The following is a 16,720-nucleotide window of genomic DNA, read 5'->3' as shown; positions in this document are numbered from 1 at the left end:
TCGAAAGGCAGACCCCATGAGCACGACAACCGCGAGCCGCATCGAGCGCCGCCCGTTCGCGTCGCTCGGCCATGCCGACCATGGCTGGCTGAACGCACGGCATCATTTTTCCTTCGCCAATTACTATGATCCCGCCCGCATGGGCTGGGGCGCGATCCGGGTATGGAATGACGACGAGATCGGCCCGCGCTCGGGCTTTCCGCCCCACCCGCACAGCGACATGGAGATCATCACCTATGTCCGCACCGGCGCGATCACCCATCAGGACAGCCTGGGCAACAAGGGCCGCACCGAGGCGGGCGACGTCCAGGTGATGTCGGCCGGCACCGGTATCCGCCATGCCGAATATAATCTGGAGGACGAGACCACCACCCTGTTCCAGATCTGGGTCATTCCCCGGTCGGTCGGCGGATCGCCGAGTTGGGGCGCCAAGCCCTTCCCGAAGGGCGATCGCTCCGGCAAGCTGGTCGTGCTGGCCAGCGGCCATGACGAGGACAAGGAAGCGCTGCGCATCCGGGCCGACGCCCGGTTGCTGGGCGGCACGATCAAGGCCGGCGACAGCGTGACCTATGAGGCCGGCGAAGGCCGCCATCTCTATCTGGTCCCGGCGACGGGGCGGATCGAGATCGATGGTCAGGTCTTCGAGGCACGGGACGGCGCGGCCATCATCGGCGGTGCGCCCATCACCATCACCGCGGTCGAGGACAGCGAAATCGTCCTGGTCGACAGCGAATAGACATGACGCTTACGCACCGGTCCGTCATCCCCTCCCCCCGACGGACCGGTCCGGGTCGCCCGCATGCTCCCTCCCTTGTGCGGGCGACCACCCTTTCAACTTTTTCAACTTTTCGGTTTCAGATGAGGAGACGTGACAATGGCTAAGGTTCTGGTTCTCTATTATTCGTCCTACGGGCATATCGAAACGATGGCCAAGGCCATGGCCGAAGGCGCAGCCGCCGCCGGCGCGCAGGTCGATATCAAGCGCGTGCCCGAAACCGCGCCGCTGGAAGTCGCCAAGGCCGCCCATTTCAAGCTGGACCAGGACGCGCCGGTCGCGACCGTCGCCGAACTGGCGGATTATGACGCGATCATCATCGGCACCGGCACCCGCTTTGGCCGCATGTCGAGCCAGATGGCGGCCTTCCTGGATCAGGCCGGCGGCCTGTGGGCGCGCGGCGCGCTCAACGGCAAGGTCGGTGGCGCCTTCACCTCGACCGCGTCGCAGCATGGCGGCCAGGAAGTCACCCTCTTCTCGATCATCACCAACCTGCTGCATTTCGGCATGACGATCGTCGGCCTAGACTATGGCTTTGCCGGCCAGATGGGCGTCGACAAGGTGCGCGGCGGTTCGCCCTATGGTGCGACCACCCTGGCCGATGGCGACGGCAGCCGCCAGCCGAGCGAGGAAGAACTGGACGGCGCCCGCTATCAGGGCCGCCGGATCGCCGAAACCGCGATCAAATTGCACGGTTAATCGCAACCCGCGCCGTCTGGGGAACGCGGCCTGGCTGCGTTCTTCGGTCGCATGGGTGCGCCACCAGGTTGTAGGGAGCTGGCACGCCGGGACTGCGCGCCAGCTCCTTTTGCGTTATATTATCCCAGCGTCTTCGGCGTGACCCAGACTTCGACCGGGGTGATGAACTTGCCCGGTGCGGGCTTGCCGACGACGACGCGGTCGGCAGTGACCAGTTCGCCATTTTCGAGGTTCAGCGACACCCAGGGCTTGGGCATGCGCTCGAACTTCATCTTCTGGATGGGCTGGCCGGTGGCCGTGTTCATGATGGTGGCAATGATAGACATAGGGCGCGGCCGCTAGCGCCTGCCCCCGCCCCCTGTCCAGAGCCGGAATCGGCAAAATATTTTCGACCCTTGCGAAAAAAGTTGCGGCCCATGTCACATCGGGCGCGGCCGTCTCGTCATGTCAGCAATAGCAAGCAAAGGAGCTGTATCATGACCGACAAGATCAATCCCTATGCCGCCGCGCCGCAGCTGATGAAGAGCTGGACCGCCCTCTCCACCGCCATCGCCGACAGCCTGGAGCCGAGCCTGATCGAACTGGTAAAATCCGTTCGTCGCAGATCAACGGCTGCGCCAACTGCATCAACATGCATACGTACGAAGCGCGCGAGAAGGGCGAGACCGAGCAGCGCATCTACCTGCTGAGCGCCTGGCGCGAGGCGCCCTGCTACACCGACCGCGAGCGCGCCGCGCTGGCCTGGACCGAGGCGCTGACCGAGATTGCCAAGGGCCATGCCCATGAGGCTGCCAAGGAGGCGCTGAACTGGGAGTTCACCGAGGAGGAACAGGTGAAGCTGACCCTGATGATCAACATCATCAATGGCTGGAACCGCATCGCCGTCGGCTTCAACCTCTGGTATGACATGCCGATGAAGGCAGCAGCCTGATGGCGCGGGGGACGCAGATGGACGCGGCGGCGCGCTTCGACCCGCTGCGTCCCCGCCTGATCCGGGTCGCCTATCGCATGCTCGGATCGGTCGCCGATGCCGAAGATGTGGTGCAGGACGCCTTCATCCGCTGGATGGGCACCGACCGCAGCGATGTGCGCGAACCGGAAGCCTTTTTGCGCCGCATCGTCACCCGCCTCTGCCTCGACCAGATGAAGTCGGCGCGGGCGCAGCGCGAAACCTATGTCGGCCCCTGGCTGCCCGAGCCGCTGGTCGAAGAGGCTGATGAGGAAGAGGATGTCACTCTGCCGCTGATGCTGGCATTGGAGCGACTGTCGCCGCTGGAGCGGGCCGCCTTCCTGCTGCACGATGTGTTTGGGCTGGCCTTTGACGAGGTAGCGAGGACCATCCAGCGCGATGCCGCCGCCTGCCGCCAGCTCGCCGCCCGCGCGCGCGACCATGTGCGCGACACGCGCCCCCGTTTCCAGATCGAGAAACAGCGCGGGCTGGAGATTGCCGGCGCCTTCTTCGCCGCGTCGCGCAGCGGCGACATGAGCGCATTGGGCGCGCTGCTGGCGCAGGATGTCAGCTTCCACAGCGATGGCGGCGGCAAGCGCCCGGCCGCGATCCGCCCGGCAATCGGCCATGGCCAGGTGATGCAGGTCCACAAGGCGCTGGCGGTGCTGTTCGGCAAATATGGGTCAACCCTGCTGCGCACCTGCATGGTCAACGGCCTGCCCGGCTTCGTCACGCGCGAGGCCGATGGCGAGTTGCAGACCACCGCGCTCGATATCGAGGACGGGCATGTCACCGCCATCTACATCATGCGCAACCCCGACAAGCTGCGCCATCTGCATTGAATGCTTAATCGCCGGATAAGCCCGTTCCTTGGGAAAATCGCAGCCCCTGCCGCGCCATGGCAGGATCGGGGACCGGGAGCGAAACAGAGATGGTTGGTGCGATCGGCGGCTCAGGCAATGGCTGGGGCCAGTTCAAGAAGGCGATGGAAGAATTTGCCGAAAAGGTTCGGCAGGCGAACCAGAATGGCGGCAGCACGACAGCGAAAGTGACAGAGGCGAGCACACCGGCGGCCACCACGCCGGTTGCGGCGAGCGAGCCGGTCGCCAGCGTCCAGCCGGCGGTCGAAACGACACCAACTGCCGCAGCGACCGCGCCGGCGCCGGTGATCGCAAGCGAAACAGCCGTCGTCGTCAGCGACGGCGTTTCCCTGTCACCTTCGCTGTCGCCCCTCACCTATAGCGCCCCCACGCCAGCGCCGCGATCGCAGGCCGTCGCGGCGCCGGAAACCACGCTGGACACGCAATTGTCCGACGCGGGCTATTATGCGTCGCCAGCGGCATCGGCCGTCGCCGACCCGGTCGCCCCCGCCCAGCAGGAGGATGCCGCCGCGCTGAGCCAGGCGCAGGTCATCGCCCAGGCCGCCTATGCCCTGGTCGCCCGCGCCGGCGAGGATCATCGGCTGTCGCTGATCCAGCAGGGCTGACGCCCCGCGCCGTCAGCGCGCCAGATAGCCGCCATCGACCGGATAATAGGTTCCGGTCATGAAGGAGGCGCGGTCGGACAGGAGGAAGCTGGTCATGGCAGCGATCTCCTCCGGGCGCGCCAGCCTGTCGAACGCATGCAGGCCGGCGAGGACCGCCCGTTCCGCATCGGTCATGGTCTTGCCGAGTGCCGGGGTTTCGACAAAGGCCGGCCCGACCGCATTCACCCTGATACCCTGGCCGGCATAGTCCAGCGCGGCGGTCTTGGTCATGCCGACGACCGCATGCTTGGACGTCACATAGGCGGCGGAACCGGCCCAGCCGACCGCGCCCAGGATCGAGGCCATGTTGACGATCGCGCCGCCACCGGATTTCAGCATCGCCGGGATCTGATATTTCATGCCGTAGAAGACGCTGTGCAGATCGACGCCGACAACCCGGTGCCAGTCATCGATGGCGATGTCGGCCAGCGGCGTGGACGGCGCGCCGATCCCGGCATTGTTGACCGCCAGATGCAATCCGCCGAAGGTTTCGACGGCGAAGTCGACGCTGGCGCTGACCGCCTGTGCATCGCTGACATCGACCTTGAAGGCGCGCGCCCGATCCTCGCCACAGGATTGCGCGAGACGCTGCGCCCCCGCTTCGTCGAAATCGGCGATGACAACCTTCGCCCCTTCCGCCAGCAAATCCTTCACCACCGCTTCGCCGATGCCCGATGCACCGCCGGTGACGATCGCGACCCGATCCTGAAACAACGCCATTCCAACTGCTCCTTGATTATCGCCGCCGGGCGACGGCATGACTTATGGGAATTAAACTCGACTCAAAGTATCCGGTTCCGTATCCTTTTATGCCGGAGCCGAATGGATGGAAAGCAGGGATGGCCGCCGACACCAGCCAGCGGGCTGACGGATCAGGGAGCGACGGATCGGCGCGGCCGACCGGCCGGCCATCGCGCGAGGCGGCCGAACAGATTGAAACGACCATGCTGGATGCGGCATTGGCGACCTTCATCGAGGCCGGTTTCCAGGGGGCCAGCATGGAGGCCATCGCCCGCCGCGCCGGGGTGACCAAGCGCACCCTCTATCGCCGCGCCCGGACCAAGTCGGACCTGTTCGTAGAGGTGGTCGAGCGCCTGGCCCGCCAGTCGGGCATGCCCAATCTGGCGCGGGTCGAGGCCGGTCCGCTGGAACAGCGCTTGCAGGCGGCGGGCGAGATATTGCTCGGCTGGCTGCTCAATCCCCATGCGATCGCGCTGTATCGCATGATCGTGGCCGAGGCTGCGCGTCAGCCGGGGCTGGCGCTCAGCGTCGATGGCCCGTTCCAGCGGGCGAGCACGGCGATCGCGGCCATCCTGGCCGAGGATGGCGGCCGGCCGGCAGAGACCGTCAGGCTGGGCGCGGACATGTTCGTGCGGCTGGTTGCCGGCGAGGCGCTGGACCGGGCGGCGCAGGGGATCGAGCCGGCCGGCGTTTCAGACCGGACGCATGCGCGCGCCATGGCGGCCATCGCCTTTTTCCTGGCAGGCTGGCGATCCTGGCCAGCGTCGGCGCCGTCCTTGTCCTAGAGCATCCAGCGACTGAGGCGCGGGGACAGGCGGATGAGGTGCCACAGGGCGAAGGGCGCCAGCAGCGCAAGCGCGAGCAGCCAAGGCCTGGCCAGATAGGGCGTGCCATAATGGATGATCGCGACGTGCAGATACATGATGACCAGTGACGCCCGGCCGATCGCGGCGAGCGGGGCGGCGACTGGCGCGAGCCGCGCCGAGAGGCGGAACAGCAGCAGCGACGTCGCGATGCCGGACGCGATAGAGAACAGCGGCCAGCCATAGTCTGCCGCCTTCATGTTGAGCGTCGGTAGCCAGCCGCAAAGGCCCGCCAGCGCGAGCAGGCCGAGCGGCGCTATCCAGAAATTGCGCCAGTGCAGTCGGGGCCAGAGCGCGCCGACCCAGAGCAGGATCATCGCCATCGGCACGCTCAGCAGGCCCAGCGGCGAGGCCGGTGTCACATGACCAATGGCATAGGCGAGCAGCAGCATCGGGATCAGCAGCAATGCCCATCGCCGGTCGCGCGGATCGGGCCAGCGGTTGAGCGCGAGGTTGAACAGGATGCGCGCCAGCATCAGGCAGGGCACGAACCAGAAGATGGTATAGGGGCCACGCAGCCAATAGCCGCCGAGCAGGATCGGCAGCAGATCGCGCGGCCATTGGTGGAAGATCGGCAGATTGCCCTTGGCCGGTTCGATGATCTGATCGGCCAGGATCAGCAGCGCGAGGAAGATCGCATAGGGGCGCATCTGGCTGACCAGTTGCCGCCGGGTGAAGGCGCCGACGGGATGCGGCCGCGAGAGCATGCCCGACAGCAGGAAGAAGAGCGGCATGTGGAAGCTGTACATGGCGTCGCGCAAGGGCCCACGCGTCCAGACATGGCCGACCACCACGGCGATGATGCCGATGCCGCGCGCGACATCGACCCAGTCTAGCCGCTGCGGCGCATGTTGACAGGCAAGGCCCCTATTCTCCATCGGCTCCACGCCCTATAGGATGCGGCGTGGGCGTCAATCGCCCAGCCAGATTACCCGGATGCCAGATTTCCCGATCGGATTGATATTTGACCCTGCTTAGCGACAAAGTGCTGTTCATCGATGGCGAGGCCATCATCCTCGACAAGCCGGCCGGCCTGCCGGTCGATGCGCCGCGCGACGGATCGATCAGCCTTGAAAACCACCTCGCCTCGCTGACCTTCGGCTTCCAGCGCTGGCCGCTGGCGGTCCACCGGCTGGACCGCGACACCAGCGGCTGCCTGCTGCTGGCGCGCAATCCCAAGGCGCACAAGCGCTTTGCCGCCGCGTTCGAGGCCGGCACGGTCGAGAAGCGCTATGTCGCGGTACTGGAGGGCGTGCCCGAGGCGGATGAAGGCACGATCGCCCTGTCGCTCAAGAAGGTGAGCACGCCGAGCCAGGGCTGGCGCATGATCGCGGCGAAGGCCGGCAAGCCCGCCGTCACCCACTGGCGCAAGCTGGCGGTTAAGGACGGCCGTGCGCTGATCGCCTTCACGCCCGAAACCGGCCGTACCCACCAGATCCGCGTCCATGCCCAGCATGGGCTGGGCTTCGGCATCGTCGGCGATCCGGTCTATGGCGACGGACAGGGCGCGATGCTGCTGCACAGCCGGTTCCTGAGCGTGCCGCGCGGCGACAACAAGCCGCCGGCGCAGGCGACCGCACCGCTGCCGCAGAGCTTCGTCGATGCCGGCTTCGGCCCCGAGATATTGGAGGAAGCCGGGCTGTAAGCCCCGGCCCTGCGCCATGGTCGCCATCCCCGTCACCCGCTCCATCGCGATCGACAGCGACGAGATTGTCGAGAGCTTCGCGCGCGCGTCGGGGCCGGGCGGCCAGCATGTGAACACCACCGACAGCGCGGTGATGCTGCGCTTCGACGTCGCCGCCTCGCCCGGCCTGCCCGATGCGGTGAAGCAGCGGCTGGCGGACCTGGCCGGATCGCGCATGACCCGCGACGGCGTGCTGATCCTGCGCAGCGAGGGCGCGCGATCGCAGCTGCTCAACCGGCAGGAGGTGCGCGAGCGGCTGTTCGCGCTGATCCGCGAGGCAACGATCGTGCCCAAGAAGCGGCGCCCGACCAAGCCGACCAAGGCCTCGCAGAAGCGCCGCGTCGACGGCAAGGTCAAGCGCGCCAGCGTGAAGGCCGGACGCGGCCGGGTCAGGATGGACTGAATCTAGCGGCCATTTACGAATTAACCATCATTGCTTTGCTAGGAAGGGCTGAGCGCAGGACTGCGTTCCCAGCTTCCCGAGGATGCCATGCCGGCCGAACGCCCTATTCTTCTGCCACCGCGCCCCTGGAACTGGTTCATGTGGGTTGCCGCCACCTTCTTGGGCGTCTTCCTGATCCTCTCGGATTTGCGCCAACTTGACGGCCTGCACCTGCCCGAAGCCCGACTTCTGATCGGCCGCGATTTCCTCAATGTCTGGTCCGGCGGAACGCTCGCACTGACCGACCAGCTTGAGCGTCTCTATGATTTTCAGTCCTATATGGACTGGCAGGCCGGGCTTTTCGGCCCGCTGGAGATGCTGAACTACTCCTATCCTCCGCATAGCCTGTTCCTGGCGATACCCTTTGCGCTGTTTCCCTATCCGGTTGCGCTCGCCCTGTGGACGGGCCTTGGCGCCATCTTCTTTGCCTGGGCGGCCCGTCCCTACATACCGGCCGGCCTGTCCCCCTGGCTTGCGCTGCTGACGCCGGCGGCGATCGTCAATATCTGGGTCGGCCATTATGGGTTCGTCATTGGCGGCCTGTGGCTGCTGTTCTTCGCCCAGTTGCGCCATGCGCCGGTCCGCGCCGGCCTTGTCGCCGGGCTGCTGACGCTCAAGCCCCATCTGGGCCTGCTGATTGCTCTGACGCTGGTCCATCGCAGGGCCTTCCGGGCGATAGGCGCGGCACTCGCCGTCACCCTGGGGCTGATCGGGCTGAGCGGCTTGGCGTTCGGCTTCGATCTCTGGCCCACCTGGCTGACGGATACCTCTGCCCTCCAAACCCGGATCATGACCGCCGAAGGCGAGAAATTCTATTTCTTCATGATGACATCGGCCTATGTCGCGCTGCGCGCGGGGCCTTATTGGCTGCCGCTGCTGGCCCAGACCCTGTTTGCGGGCAGCGCGCTCTACATGGTCTGGCGCGCGCGTCACTGCACCGTCCATCAACTGGCCTTCATCACGGCCACCGCGACGGCCCTGATCACCCCCTATATCTTCAACTATGACCTGACGGTTTGCTGCCTTGGCTTCGCGATCCTGCTTTATGGCCAATGGCACGCGCTTCATCGCAAAGAGCGGATCATCCTGTGGATGGCCTTTGCCGCGCCCTTGCTGGTGATGGCGTGGAACCTCATTGCACCGATCGCCCTGCTTGCCGGCCTTGTCGTCCAGATACGCTGCTACACGGGCATATCCTATGCAGATCTGCTGTTGCCGGCCCCTCTCAAGCGGCGATGGATCGATAATCCCGTCCCCACATCCTAGCCTCTGGCCGAGCGGTGCGGGCCATCCTATATGCGTGCCCATGTATGATTTCGCCCCCGCTGCCGACGCCGACAAGGCGACGCTGTACGCCGATCTTCTGTCCGCTGCCGACGCGCTAACCCGTGACGAGCCCGATGCGGTCGCCAATATGGCGAACCTGTCGGCGCTGATCTGGCAGTTCCTGCCCGACCTCAACTGGGCCGGCTTCTATCGCATGGTCGAGGATGAGCTGGTGCTGGGGCCTTTTCAGGGCAAGGCGGCCTGCATCCGCATCCCGCTGGGCCGCGGCGTGTGCGGCACCGCCGCGCAGACGCGCGAGACGCAGCTGGTGGCCGATGTCCATGCCTTCCCCGGCCATATCGCCTGCGACGCGGCAAGTGCGTCCGAGATCGTCGTGCCGGTGGTGCATGACGGCCGGCTGATCGGCGTGCTGGACCTGGACAGCCCCCGCCCCGCCCGGTTCGACAGTGCCGACCAGCAGGGGCTGGAAGAACTGGTCGCGCGGATCGCCGGCCGCATCGGCTGATCGCCGCCCTGCCCCGTTCCGGGACAGGATTTCATAAGCCGAACATGGCGTTGCACGGATCGTCATGCTAATTTCCGCGTTAGCATGATGACCGTGCGGGCGGCCTGACGCCCCTGCAGGAACAGGGAGCATGATGATGGCCGCGCGCTTTTTCTTCGCCAGCAGCGCCATGGCGCTGATCGCCAGCCTTGCGGGGCCGGTTGCCGCGCAGGCGCCAGCGACGTCCGGCACCAGCGTGGTCCGCACCACCGCCACGGCGACGACCGCCACCGCCCATCGCTGGGGGCCGCGCTATGACGGGCGCTGGTATGCCGGCTGGGCCGCGCCGGGCGGCTGGCAAAGCTATCAGCGGCCACGCGTAGGCTTTGCCCTGCCCGCCTACTGGGTCCATCCGCGCTTCTTCATCGCCAATTATGGCGTCTATGGCCTGCCGGCGCCGACCACCGGCTATGGCTGGTCGCGCTATTATGACGATGCGGTGATGACCGACCAATATGGCCGGGTGCGCGACGTGCGCAGCGGCATCGACTGGTCGCGCTATGAGGGCGGCTATGAAGAGGGGGCGCCGCAGCCGGCCGTCATCGCCAGTTCCGGCGGCCAGGCCGGATATAGTGCGCCCGACGACATGGTGACCTATAGCCCCGCGCCGCAGTCCGCACCACAGCCCGCCCCGTCCAGCCGCCCCGGCGTGGATTATGATGCGCCCGCTTATGCCAGCAGCGCCGTCAGCCCGAGCGCGCCGACGGTGACAACTGTTGCGGCGGCTCCGTCGGCTCCGCCAGCATCGGTGGCGGCGACGAGCGGCACGCACTGGTCGAACCAGCCGGCGACCACGACCGTCGTGTCGGCCGCTCCGCCGGTGCCCGGCCTGCCGCCCGGCGGCTATATTTCGGGCGGCTTCTATTATCCGCCGCCGCTGGTAACGACCATCATCATCAATCCCGACGGCACAACCCAGGCGACCACCCGCTACGCGACCGAGGCCGCGCCGCGCTGAACCGTCTGGAACCGCGACCATGGGTTGGTGCGTTGACGGTTTGGATCAGGCGACGGGAGTGGCGTTATGCTGCATCATGTATCGGTGGGCACCAATGATGTGGCGCGGGCACGGGCCTTCTACGACCCGCTGATGGCGCTGCTGGGCTATCGCAGCCTGCGCGATAACCCCCATTCGCTCGACTATGGCGTGACCGACGTGGTGTTCAGCGTCGAGACGCCGGTCGATGGCGCGCCCGCGAGCGCGGGCAACGGCATCCATATCTGCTTCGTCGCGGCCGATCGCGGCGCGGTCGACGGATTTCATCGACTGGCGCTGGAGTTGGGCGGCAGCGATGCCGGGCCGCCGGGCGTGCGGGCGCAATATGACGAGCATTATTATGGCGCCTTCGTGCGCGATCCCGACGGCAACAAGATAGAGGCGGTCACTTTTTCGGCGCGATAGGCGCGACGCCGCGGGCGGCGAGGACCGATGCGGCGGGCTGTGGCCGGCCATAATGATAGCCCTGCGCGATATGGCAGCCATGCTGGAGCAGTAAAGCGGCCTGTTCGGCGGTCTCCACGCCTTCGGCCACCACCTCCATGCGGAAGCTGCTGCCCAGCTTGATGACGGCGTCGACGATGGCGGCGTCGCCGGCATCGCTGTCGACATGGCTGACGAAGCTGCGGTCGATCTTCAGCACATTGACCGGATATTGCTTGAGATGGCTGAGCGAGGCGAAGCCGGTGCCGAAATCGTCGAGGGCGATACGCACCCCGCCCCGCGCGAACCGGTCAAGCGCGCGCGCGACCTGATCGGCGCCGCGACCAAGGAAGACCGACTCGGTCACTTCGATCTCGAAATTCTGTGCCGGCACGCCATGCTGATCCAGCCGGGCGAGGACATGATCGGCAAAATCGGCCTGAAGCAGATCCGCCGCCGAGGCGTTGACCGCCACCCGGCCGGGATCGAAGCCCATCCGGAGCCAGGCCGCCATGTCGTGCAGCACCGCGTCGAGCATGAGGTCGGTCAGACGGATGGCCAGTTCGCCATGCTCGAAGGCGGCAGCAATGGTGGCGGGCGCCTGGACACCGAGCCGGGGATGCTGCCAGCGCAGCAACGCCTCATAGCCCAGCACCTGTCCGCTACGCATGTCGACCTTGGGCTGATAATAGGGCTCGACCAGCCGCTCGGCGATCACCTGGCGGGCCATGTGGATCATCGAACTGCGCTGCTGCGCATCGGCCCGCAACTGGGAATGGAACATGGTGAGCCGGCTGCGACCGCTCGCCTTGGAGGCATAGAGCGCCAGATCGGCCGCCTTGAACAGTTCATGCGCATCGTCGCCATGCTCGCCGAACACGGCGCCGCCGACGCTGACCCCGGCTTCGAGCAATTGCCCCTGATAGGCGAAGGGCACCCGCATCTTGTCCAATATCGCCTGGCTGCAGGCCTGCACGGTCGCACTATCCACCAGCGAGGCGGCGATCAGGCCGAACTCGTCCCCACCCAGGCGACCGACCACCGCATCGGCCGGCGCCGCCGCCGCCAGACGCTCGGCAAAGCCGCAGAGCAGCGCGTCGCCCGCGTCATGGCCAAGCGAGTCGTTGATCCGCTTGAGGTCATCGATGTCGAACAGCATCAGGCCGAAGCCCGCGCCGGTCGGGCGCGCCTGATCCGCCAGTTCCTCCAGCACACCCTGCCACAATGTCCGGTTCGGCAGCCGCGTCATCGGATCGTGGGTGGCGGCCCAGCGGATGCGTTCTTCCGCATCGCGCTGTTCGGTGACGTCGAGGAAGGTGACGATGATCCGGCGCAACTGGCCGACTTCCGTGCGCGTTGCCCAGCCGGTGCTGCGGATCCAGCGCAGCGCGCCATTGTCGGCGCGATGGACGCGCAGGGTCGCCTCGAAATGGGGCGGCAGGACATTGGCGGCGACGCCGTCCATCATCGCCTTGAGCTTGTGGCGATCATCGGGATGCACGAGCGACAGGGCCAGTTCGGTGGTCGCCGGCGCATCCGCCGTCAGGCCCAGCATCGCCCGGAATTCCGCCGACCAGCTGCGCTGGCCCGAGCGGGCGTCATAGTCCCAGATGCCGAGCCGCGCCGACTGCACCGCGAGGCGGAAATGCTCCTCGCTCTCTGCCACCGCCTGCTGCGCCAGCTTCTGATTATGGATATCCTCCAGCGTGCCGTACCAGCGGATGATCGCGCCCTTGCCATCGCGCCGGGCGGCCGCGCGGGCGCGCATCCAGCGATAGCTGCCGTCGCGCAGGCGCAGGCGATAATCGACATCGACCGGGTCGCCCGACTGGAGCCGTTCGCGCCACAACGTCAGGGTCCGGTCCATGTCGTCGGGATGCAGCGCGTTGATCCAGCCGGCGCCCATCGCCTGTTCGGGCGAGCTGCCGGTCAGATCGCGCCAGCGCGGCCCCACCTCCTCGATCGCGCCATCGGGCGTGGCGGTCCAGGGAACCTGGGGGCTGAGTTCTACCGACCAGCGATGATGTTCGCGACTTTCCGCCAGCGCGGTTTCCAGCAATTCAGCCTGTTTGTCGCGACGATCATGCATATCCTCGACCGTTCCATACCAGCGCCATGCCCCTGCGGGCATTGCCTGCCGCGTCATGCGGAGCAGGCACCAGCGGCTTGCGCCATCTGCGCAACGCAGGCGAACGACCAGCGGTTCCGGCTGCGACGACGCGGCAGCGGCCCGTATGATGATCCCGATATCGACCGAATCAAAGCCCTTGCGCCAGCCATGGCGCATCAGCCCCATGCGAAGCCCCCCGCCCCGCACCTCGCCCTCGACCCAGTAGGTCAGCAGGCGACCGCGATAATCCGCGAACCAGTGAATGACGGGTGGACGTACATGCTTGATTTTCGCGGATAATGCCCTGTGCGCAACATGGGCGCCGGACGGCATATGAGCCGCAGGCCCGCCAAGTTCGCGGGCGCCATCGGCAAAGCGCCGATCAGCGAAGCGATCCATCGCCCATCCCCGATTGCCGTGCCGCCCTGTTCCTCATGCCGGCGATGATGCAGGAAAAGCTTAAACAAGCCTGCACGTAACCGGAATGATCGGGAATTTGTAAATTACAGAAACTGCGCCGTCAGCGGCGCAAGATGGCGGCCAGTTCGACCGGCAGCGGCGGCTCGTCCCGCGGCATGACGACCCGGATCGCCTGCGCCTGCTCCTCCGGATCGAAGCGGACCCAGCCGGCACGGCTGAGCTTTTCGAGCGGACGATAGCGGATCTTGTACTGCATCCGCTGCGAGCCATCGACCCAATAGCCCAGATACACATAGGCCAGGCCCGCGCGAGCAGCGCGCTGGATATGATCCATGATGATGAAGTTGCCGAGGCCGGGGCGATCTTCCAGTTCGGTGTCGAAGAAGCTGTAGATCATCGACAGGCCGTCACCCTGGCGATCGGTCAGGCAGGCGCCGACCAGCTTGCCGGGGCGGCCATCCTCGCCGGGCAGGCGATATTCGACAACATGGCTTTCGACCGGGGTCTGTTCGACCATGTCGGCAAAGTCCATCTCGTCCATTTCGGTCATGCCGCCGCCGGGATGCCGTGCGCGCAGATAGCGCTGGAGCAGTTCGAACTGCTCCTCGGTCGACCAAGGCTTGCAGGCGGTGACGACGAGGTCGCTGTTGCGGCGGATCAGCTTGCGCTGGGTCGCGTTGGGCTTGAACTCCTGCGCGACGACGCGGACCGACACGCAGGCCGAGCAATCGGCGCAGCTGGGGCGATAGGCGACATTCTGGCTGCGGCGGAAGCCGATGCGGCCGAGCGCATCATTGAGTTCCGAGGCATTGTCGCCGTTGAGTTCGGTGAAGACCTTCCGCTCGCTCTTGCCCGGCAGATAGGGGCAAGGGCTGGGGTTCGTCACGAAGAAACGCGGAAAGCGGAATGGTGCGCTCATGCCTCTCCCCCCGATTCAGTCATGCGAATTTGCCTTTTCATGGTCGGACTATGCCGTCCCGGCCCAACCATGAAAAGGTCATTTACCACGAAATTTTTACCGATGGTTAAGCATGTCCCAAAATCAGGCAACCTCGATCGGCGCGACCTCATAACCCGCCGCGCCGAGCGCCGTGATCAGCCGCTGGAGATGGGCGCCATCGCGGGTCTCGCACTCGACGTCGAGGCTGAGCCCCTTGGCCGGCAGATTGGTGAAGATGCGCTGGTGCGACAGTTCCAGAATGTTGACCGCTTCCTGGTCGAAGATGCGGGCGACATGAAACAGCGCGCCGGGCCGATCCTGCAGGATGATGCGCAGGCGGGCGAGACGGCCCGAACGGGCAAGATCGCGCAGCAGCACATTGGCGAGCAGGCGGGTGTCGATATTGCCGCCGGTCAGGATCAGGCCGACATTGCGACCGGCAAACTGCTCGCGATAGCTGAGCAGAGCGGCCAGGCCGGCGGCACCGGCGCCCTCCACCACCGTCTTCTCGATCTGGAGCAACAGGCTGACCGCCTCCTCCAGCCGGCGTTCGGTGACCAGCAGCACATCGTCGACCAGACGCTCGACGAAGCGGCGGGTGAGTTCGCCCGGCTGCTTCACCGCAATACCCTCGGCCAGCGTGTCGCCGTCGCAGGCGAGGTCTGCGCCCTTTATGAAGTCATACATCGACGGATAGAGTTCCGCCTGCACGCCGATCAGGCGGATGTCCGGCTTCATCGCGCGCGCCGCGGTGGCGATGCCCGAGAAGAGGCCGCCGCCGCCGATCGGTATGATCAGCGTGTCGATTTGCGGCGCATCCTCCAGCATTTCCAGACCGACCGTGCCCTGGCCGGCGATGATGTCGGGCTCGTCGAACGGATGGATGAAGGTCAGCCCCTGCTCCACCTCCAGCTTGCGGGCATGGGCATAGGCGTCGTCGAACTTCTCGCCATATTGGACGACGGTGGCGCCATGGCCCTGGGTCTGGGTGACCTTCACGATCGGCGTGGTGGTCGGCATGACGATGGTGACGGGCACGCCAAGGCGCTTGCCATGATAGGCAAGGCCCTGCGCATGGTTGCCAGCCGAGGCGCCGATCACGCCCTTGGCCTTGGCCGCTTCATCGAGTTGCAGCAGACGATTGAGCGCGCCGCGTTCCTTGTAGGCGGCGGTGAACTGGAGATTTTCGAACTTCAGATAGACGTTGCAGCCAAGCATTTGCGAGAAGGTCTGGCTAATGAGCGTCGGCGTCTTGACGATCGACCCGGAAATGCGTGTCCGGGCCGCAAGGATGTCATCGACGGTGACGGGCAGCGGCAGGGCGCCCTCTATCTTGCTCAGCGTGTTCATGGCGCAGCGCCCTAACGCAAAATTGCCGGTGAAGAAACTGGCACTTGCCGAAAACTGGCCCTATGGCTTGGTTGCACGCACGAAATGTACGAGGCTTATGGCTAATATCGCGTTTATCGGCCTGGGGGTCATGGGCGGCCCGATCGCGGGGCATCTGGCCAAGGCGGGGCATCATCTGACCGTCTACAATCGATCGATCGGCAAGGCCAAGAGCTGGGCCGAGGCCTATGGCGGCGAAGTCGCGATCAGTCCGGCCAAGGCCGCCGAGGAGGCCGACATCGTCATCAGCTGCGTCGGCACCGACGATGACCTGAGCCAGATCACGCTGGGGCGCGAAGGCGCGTTCCGCACGATGAAGCCGGGCGGCCTGTTCATCGACCATACGACCGTGTCGGCGCGGATCGCGCGGCAATTGTCCGTCGAGGGCGAGAGCCTGGGCCTGCACTGCGTCGATGCGCCGGTGTCGGGCGGACAGGCGGGCGCCGAAAATGGCCGGCTGTCGATCATGTGCGGCGGATCCGCCCCGGCGGTGGCGGCCGCGACGATCGTGATGCAGGCCTATGCCGCGCGCATCGTCCATGTCGGCAAGGCCGGCGCGGGCCAGACGACGAAGATGGTGAACCAGATCTGCATCGGCGGCGTTCTGCAGGGCCTGGCCGAAGCGATGCGCTTTGCCCAGGCGGCGGAACTGGACCTGGACAAGGTGTTCGAGGCGATTTCGGGGGGCGCAGCGCAAAGCTGGCAGATGGACAATAGATGGAAGACGATGGCGCAGGACAGTTTCGATTTCGGGTTTGCGGTGGACTGGATGCGCAAGGATCTGGGGCTGGCGCTGGAGGAAGCGCGGGCCAATGGCGCGACCCTGCCGGTGACGGCGATGGTCGATCAATATTACGCCGACGTGCAGGCGATGGGCGGCCACCGGCAGGACACCAGCGCGCTGGTGCGGCGGATCACCCGCGCATGAGGAA

Annotated in this window: 18 protein-coding genes and 1 pseudogene; 13 read left to right on the top strand and 6 right to left on the bottom strand. The window is 66.0% G+C overall.

The genetic code is table 11. The annotated features are described in order from the left end of the window. The first annotated feature begins 16 nt into the window (after positions 1 to 16). The gene (locus HH800_RS06165) at positions 17 to 736 is read left to right on the top strand and encodes a pirin family protein (RefSeq protein ID WP_037507968.1); all 720 of its coding nucleotides are present in this window, start codon (positions 17 to 19) and stop codon (positions 734 to 736) included. A gap of 138 nt (positions 737 to 874) precedes the next feature. Continuing rightward, positions 875 to 1,474 (top strand): NAD(P)H:quinone oxidoreductase, encoded by a 600-nt coding sequence (gene wrbA, locus HH800_RS06160; RefSeq protein ID WP_004212197.1) that lies wholly within the window; start codon positions 875 to 877, stop codon positions 1,472 to 1,474. 119 nt (positions 1,475 to 1,593) lie between these two features. Here the strand turns inward: wrbA and HH800_RS06155 are convergent, their stop codons facing one another. Then, a complete protein-coding gene (locus HH800_RS06155; protein ID WP_004212193.1) occupies positions 1,594 to 1,779 on the bottom strand; it encodes a hypothetical protein in 186 nt (61 codons plus the stop codon). Positions 1,780 to 1,950: 171 nt separating this feature from the next. On the opposite strand from HH800_RS06155, the pseudogene HH800_RS06150 reads away from it, so the two are divergent. From HH800_RS06150 to HH800_RS06140, 3 genes and pseudogenes are all read left to right on the top strand, one after another. Next, positions 1,951 to 2,405: pseudogene (locus tag HH800_RS06150) on the top strand (carboxymuconolactone decarboxylase family protein). Beyond that, on the top strand, positions 2,405 to 3,265 hold the full coding sequence (locus HH800_RS06145) for a sigma-70 family RNA polymerase sigma factor (RefSeq protein ID WP_037520882.1): 861 nt from the start codon (positions 2,405 to 2,407) through the stop codon (positions 3,263 to 3,265). The pseudogene HH800_RS06150 and the gene HH800_RS06145 overlap by 1 nt, the downstream one beginning before the upstream one ends. A gap of 89 nt (positions 3,266 to 3,354) precedes the next feature. Next, positions 3,355 to 3,909, top strand: a complete 555-nt coding sequence (locus tag HH800_RS06140) for a hypothetical protein (protein ID WP_169860516.1) — start codon at positions 3,355 to 3,357, stop codon at positions 3,907 to 3,909. Positions 3,910 to 3,921: 12 nt separating this feature from the next. Here HH800_RS06140 and HH800_RS06135 read toward each other — a convergent pair whose 3' ends face one another. Continuing rightward, on the bottom strand, positions 3,922 to 4,668 hold the full coding sequence (locus HH800_RS06135; protein ID WP_125987192.1) for an SDR family NAD(P)-dependent oxidoreductase: 747 nt from the start codon (positions 4,666 to 4,668) through the stop codon (positions 3,922 to 3,924). 119 nt (positions 4,669 to 4,787) lie between these two features. On the opposite strand from HH800_RS06135, the gene HH800_RS06130 reads away from it, so the two are divergent. After that, entirely contained in the window at positions 4,788 to 5,474 is a 687-nt protein-coding gene (locus tag HH800_RS06130; protein ID WP_169860515.1) for a TetR/AcrR family transcriptional regulator, read from the top strand. Here the strand turns inward: HH800_RS06130 and HH800_RS06125 are convergent. Continuing rightward, entirely contained in the window at positions 5,471 to 6,430 is a 960-nt protein-coding gene (locus HH800_RS06125) for an acyltransferase family protein (protein ID WP_169860514.1), read from the bottom strand. The genes HH800_RS06130 and HH800_RS06125 overlap by 4 nt on opposite strands. A gap of 86 nt (positions 6,431 to 6,516) precedes the next feature. Between HH800_RS06125 and HH800_RS06120 the strand changes: the two genes are divergently transcribed. The 6 genes from HH800_RS06120 (at position 6,517) to HH800_RS06095 (ending at position 10,911) form a co-directional block, all read left to right on the top strand. Continuing rightward, complete coding sequence (locus tag HH800_RS06120) at positions 6,517 to 7,197, top strand: RluA family pseudouridine synthase (protein ID WP_010339964.1); 681 nt, start codon at positions 6,517 to 6,519, stop codon at positions 7,195 to 7,197. Positions 7,198 to 7,213: 16 nt separating this feature from the next. Beyond that, positions 7,214 to 7,639: an alternative ribosome rescue aminoacyl-tRNA hydrolase ArfB gene (arfB, locus tag HH800_RS06115; RefSeq protein ID WP_169860513.1), complete on the top strand. Its 426-nt coding sequence runs from the start codon at positions 7,214 to 7,216 to the stop codon at positions 7,637 to 7,639. Positions 7,640 to 7,726: 87 nt separating this feature from the next. Then, positions 7,727 to 8,944: a glycosyltransferase family 87 protein gene (locus tag HH800_RS06110; RefSeq protein WP_169860512.1), complete on the top strand. Its 1,218-nt coding sequence runs from the start codon at positions 7,727 to 7,729 to the stop codon at positions 8,942 to 8,944. Positions 8,945 to 8,984: 40 nt separating this feature from the next. Beyond that, positions 8,985 to 9,470 carry a GAF domain-containing protein gene (locus tag HH800_RS06105; protein ID WP_125987183.1) on the top strand — a complete coding sequence of 162 codons (486 nt, stop codon included), beginning with the start codon at positions 8,985 to 8,987 and terminating at the stop codon, positions 9,468 to 9,470. Positions 9,471 to 9,600: 130 nt separating this feature from the next. Beyond that, positions 9,601 to 10,467, top strand: coding sequence for an RcnB family protein (locus tag HH800_RS06100; protein WP_169860511.1), 867 nt, complete (start codon positions 9,601 to 9,603; stop codon positions 10,465 to 10,467). Between the two features lie 66 nt (positions 10,468 to 10,533). Further along, a complete protein-coding gene (locus HH800_RS06095) occupies positions 10,534 to 10,911 on the top strand; it encodes a VOC family protein (protein ID WP_169860510.1) in 378 nt (125 codons plus the stop codon). On the opposite strand, the gene HH800_RS06090 is transcribed toward HH800_RS06095, so the two are convergent. The 3 genes from HH800_RS06090 to HH800_RS06080 all read right to left on the bottom strand — a co-directional run bounded on the left by HH800_RS06090 (position 10,892) and on the right by HH800_RS06080 (position 15,749). Then, a complete protein-coding gene (locus HH800_RS06090; RefSeq protein WP_169860509.1) occupies positions 10,892 to 13,438 on the bottom strand; it encodes an EAL and GGDEF domain-containing protein in 2,547 nt (848 codons plus the stop codon). The genes HH800_RS06095 and HH800_RS06090 overlap by 20 nt on opposite strands. Before the next feature lie 121 nt (positions 13,439 to 13,559). Then, positions 13,560 to 14,378: an arginyltransferase gene (locus HH800_RS06085; RefSeq protein ID WP_004212177.1), complete on the bottom strand. Its 819-nt coding sequence runs from the start codon at positions 14,376 to 14,378 to the stop codon at positions 13,560 to 13,562. Positions 14,379 to 14,501: 123 nt separating this feature from the next. Continuing rightward, on the bottom strand, positions 14,502 to 15,749 hold the full coding sequence (locus HH800_RS06080) for a threonine ammonia-lyase (protein ID WP_169860508.1): 1,248 nt from the start codon (positions 15,747 to 15,749) through the stop codon (positions 14,502 to 14,504). A gap of 97 nt (positions 15,750 to 15,846) precedes the next feature. On the opposite strand from HH800_RS06080, the gene HH800_RS06075 reads away from it, so the two are divergent. Continuing rightward, a complete protein-coding gene (locus HH800_RS06075) occupies positions 15,847 to 16,716 on the top strand; it encodes an NAD(P)-dependent oxidoreductase (RefSeq protein ID WP_010339958.1) in 870 nt (289 codons plus the stop codon). Positions 16,717 to 16,720 lie beyond the last annotated feature (4 nt).

It is taken from the genome of Sphingobium yanoikuyae, from assembly GCF_013001025.1.
GTDB classification, from domain to species: Bacteria; Pseudomonadota; Alphaproteobacteria; order Sphingomonadales; family Sphingomonadaceae; genus Sphingobium; species Sphingobium yanoikuyae_A.
This window is presented reverse-complemented; position numbering and strand designations above follow the sequence as displayed.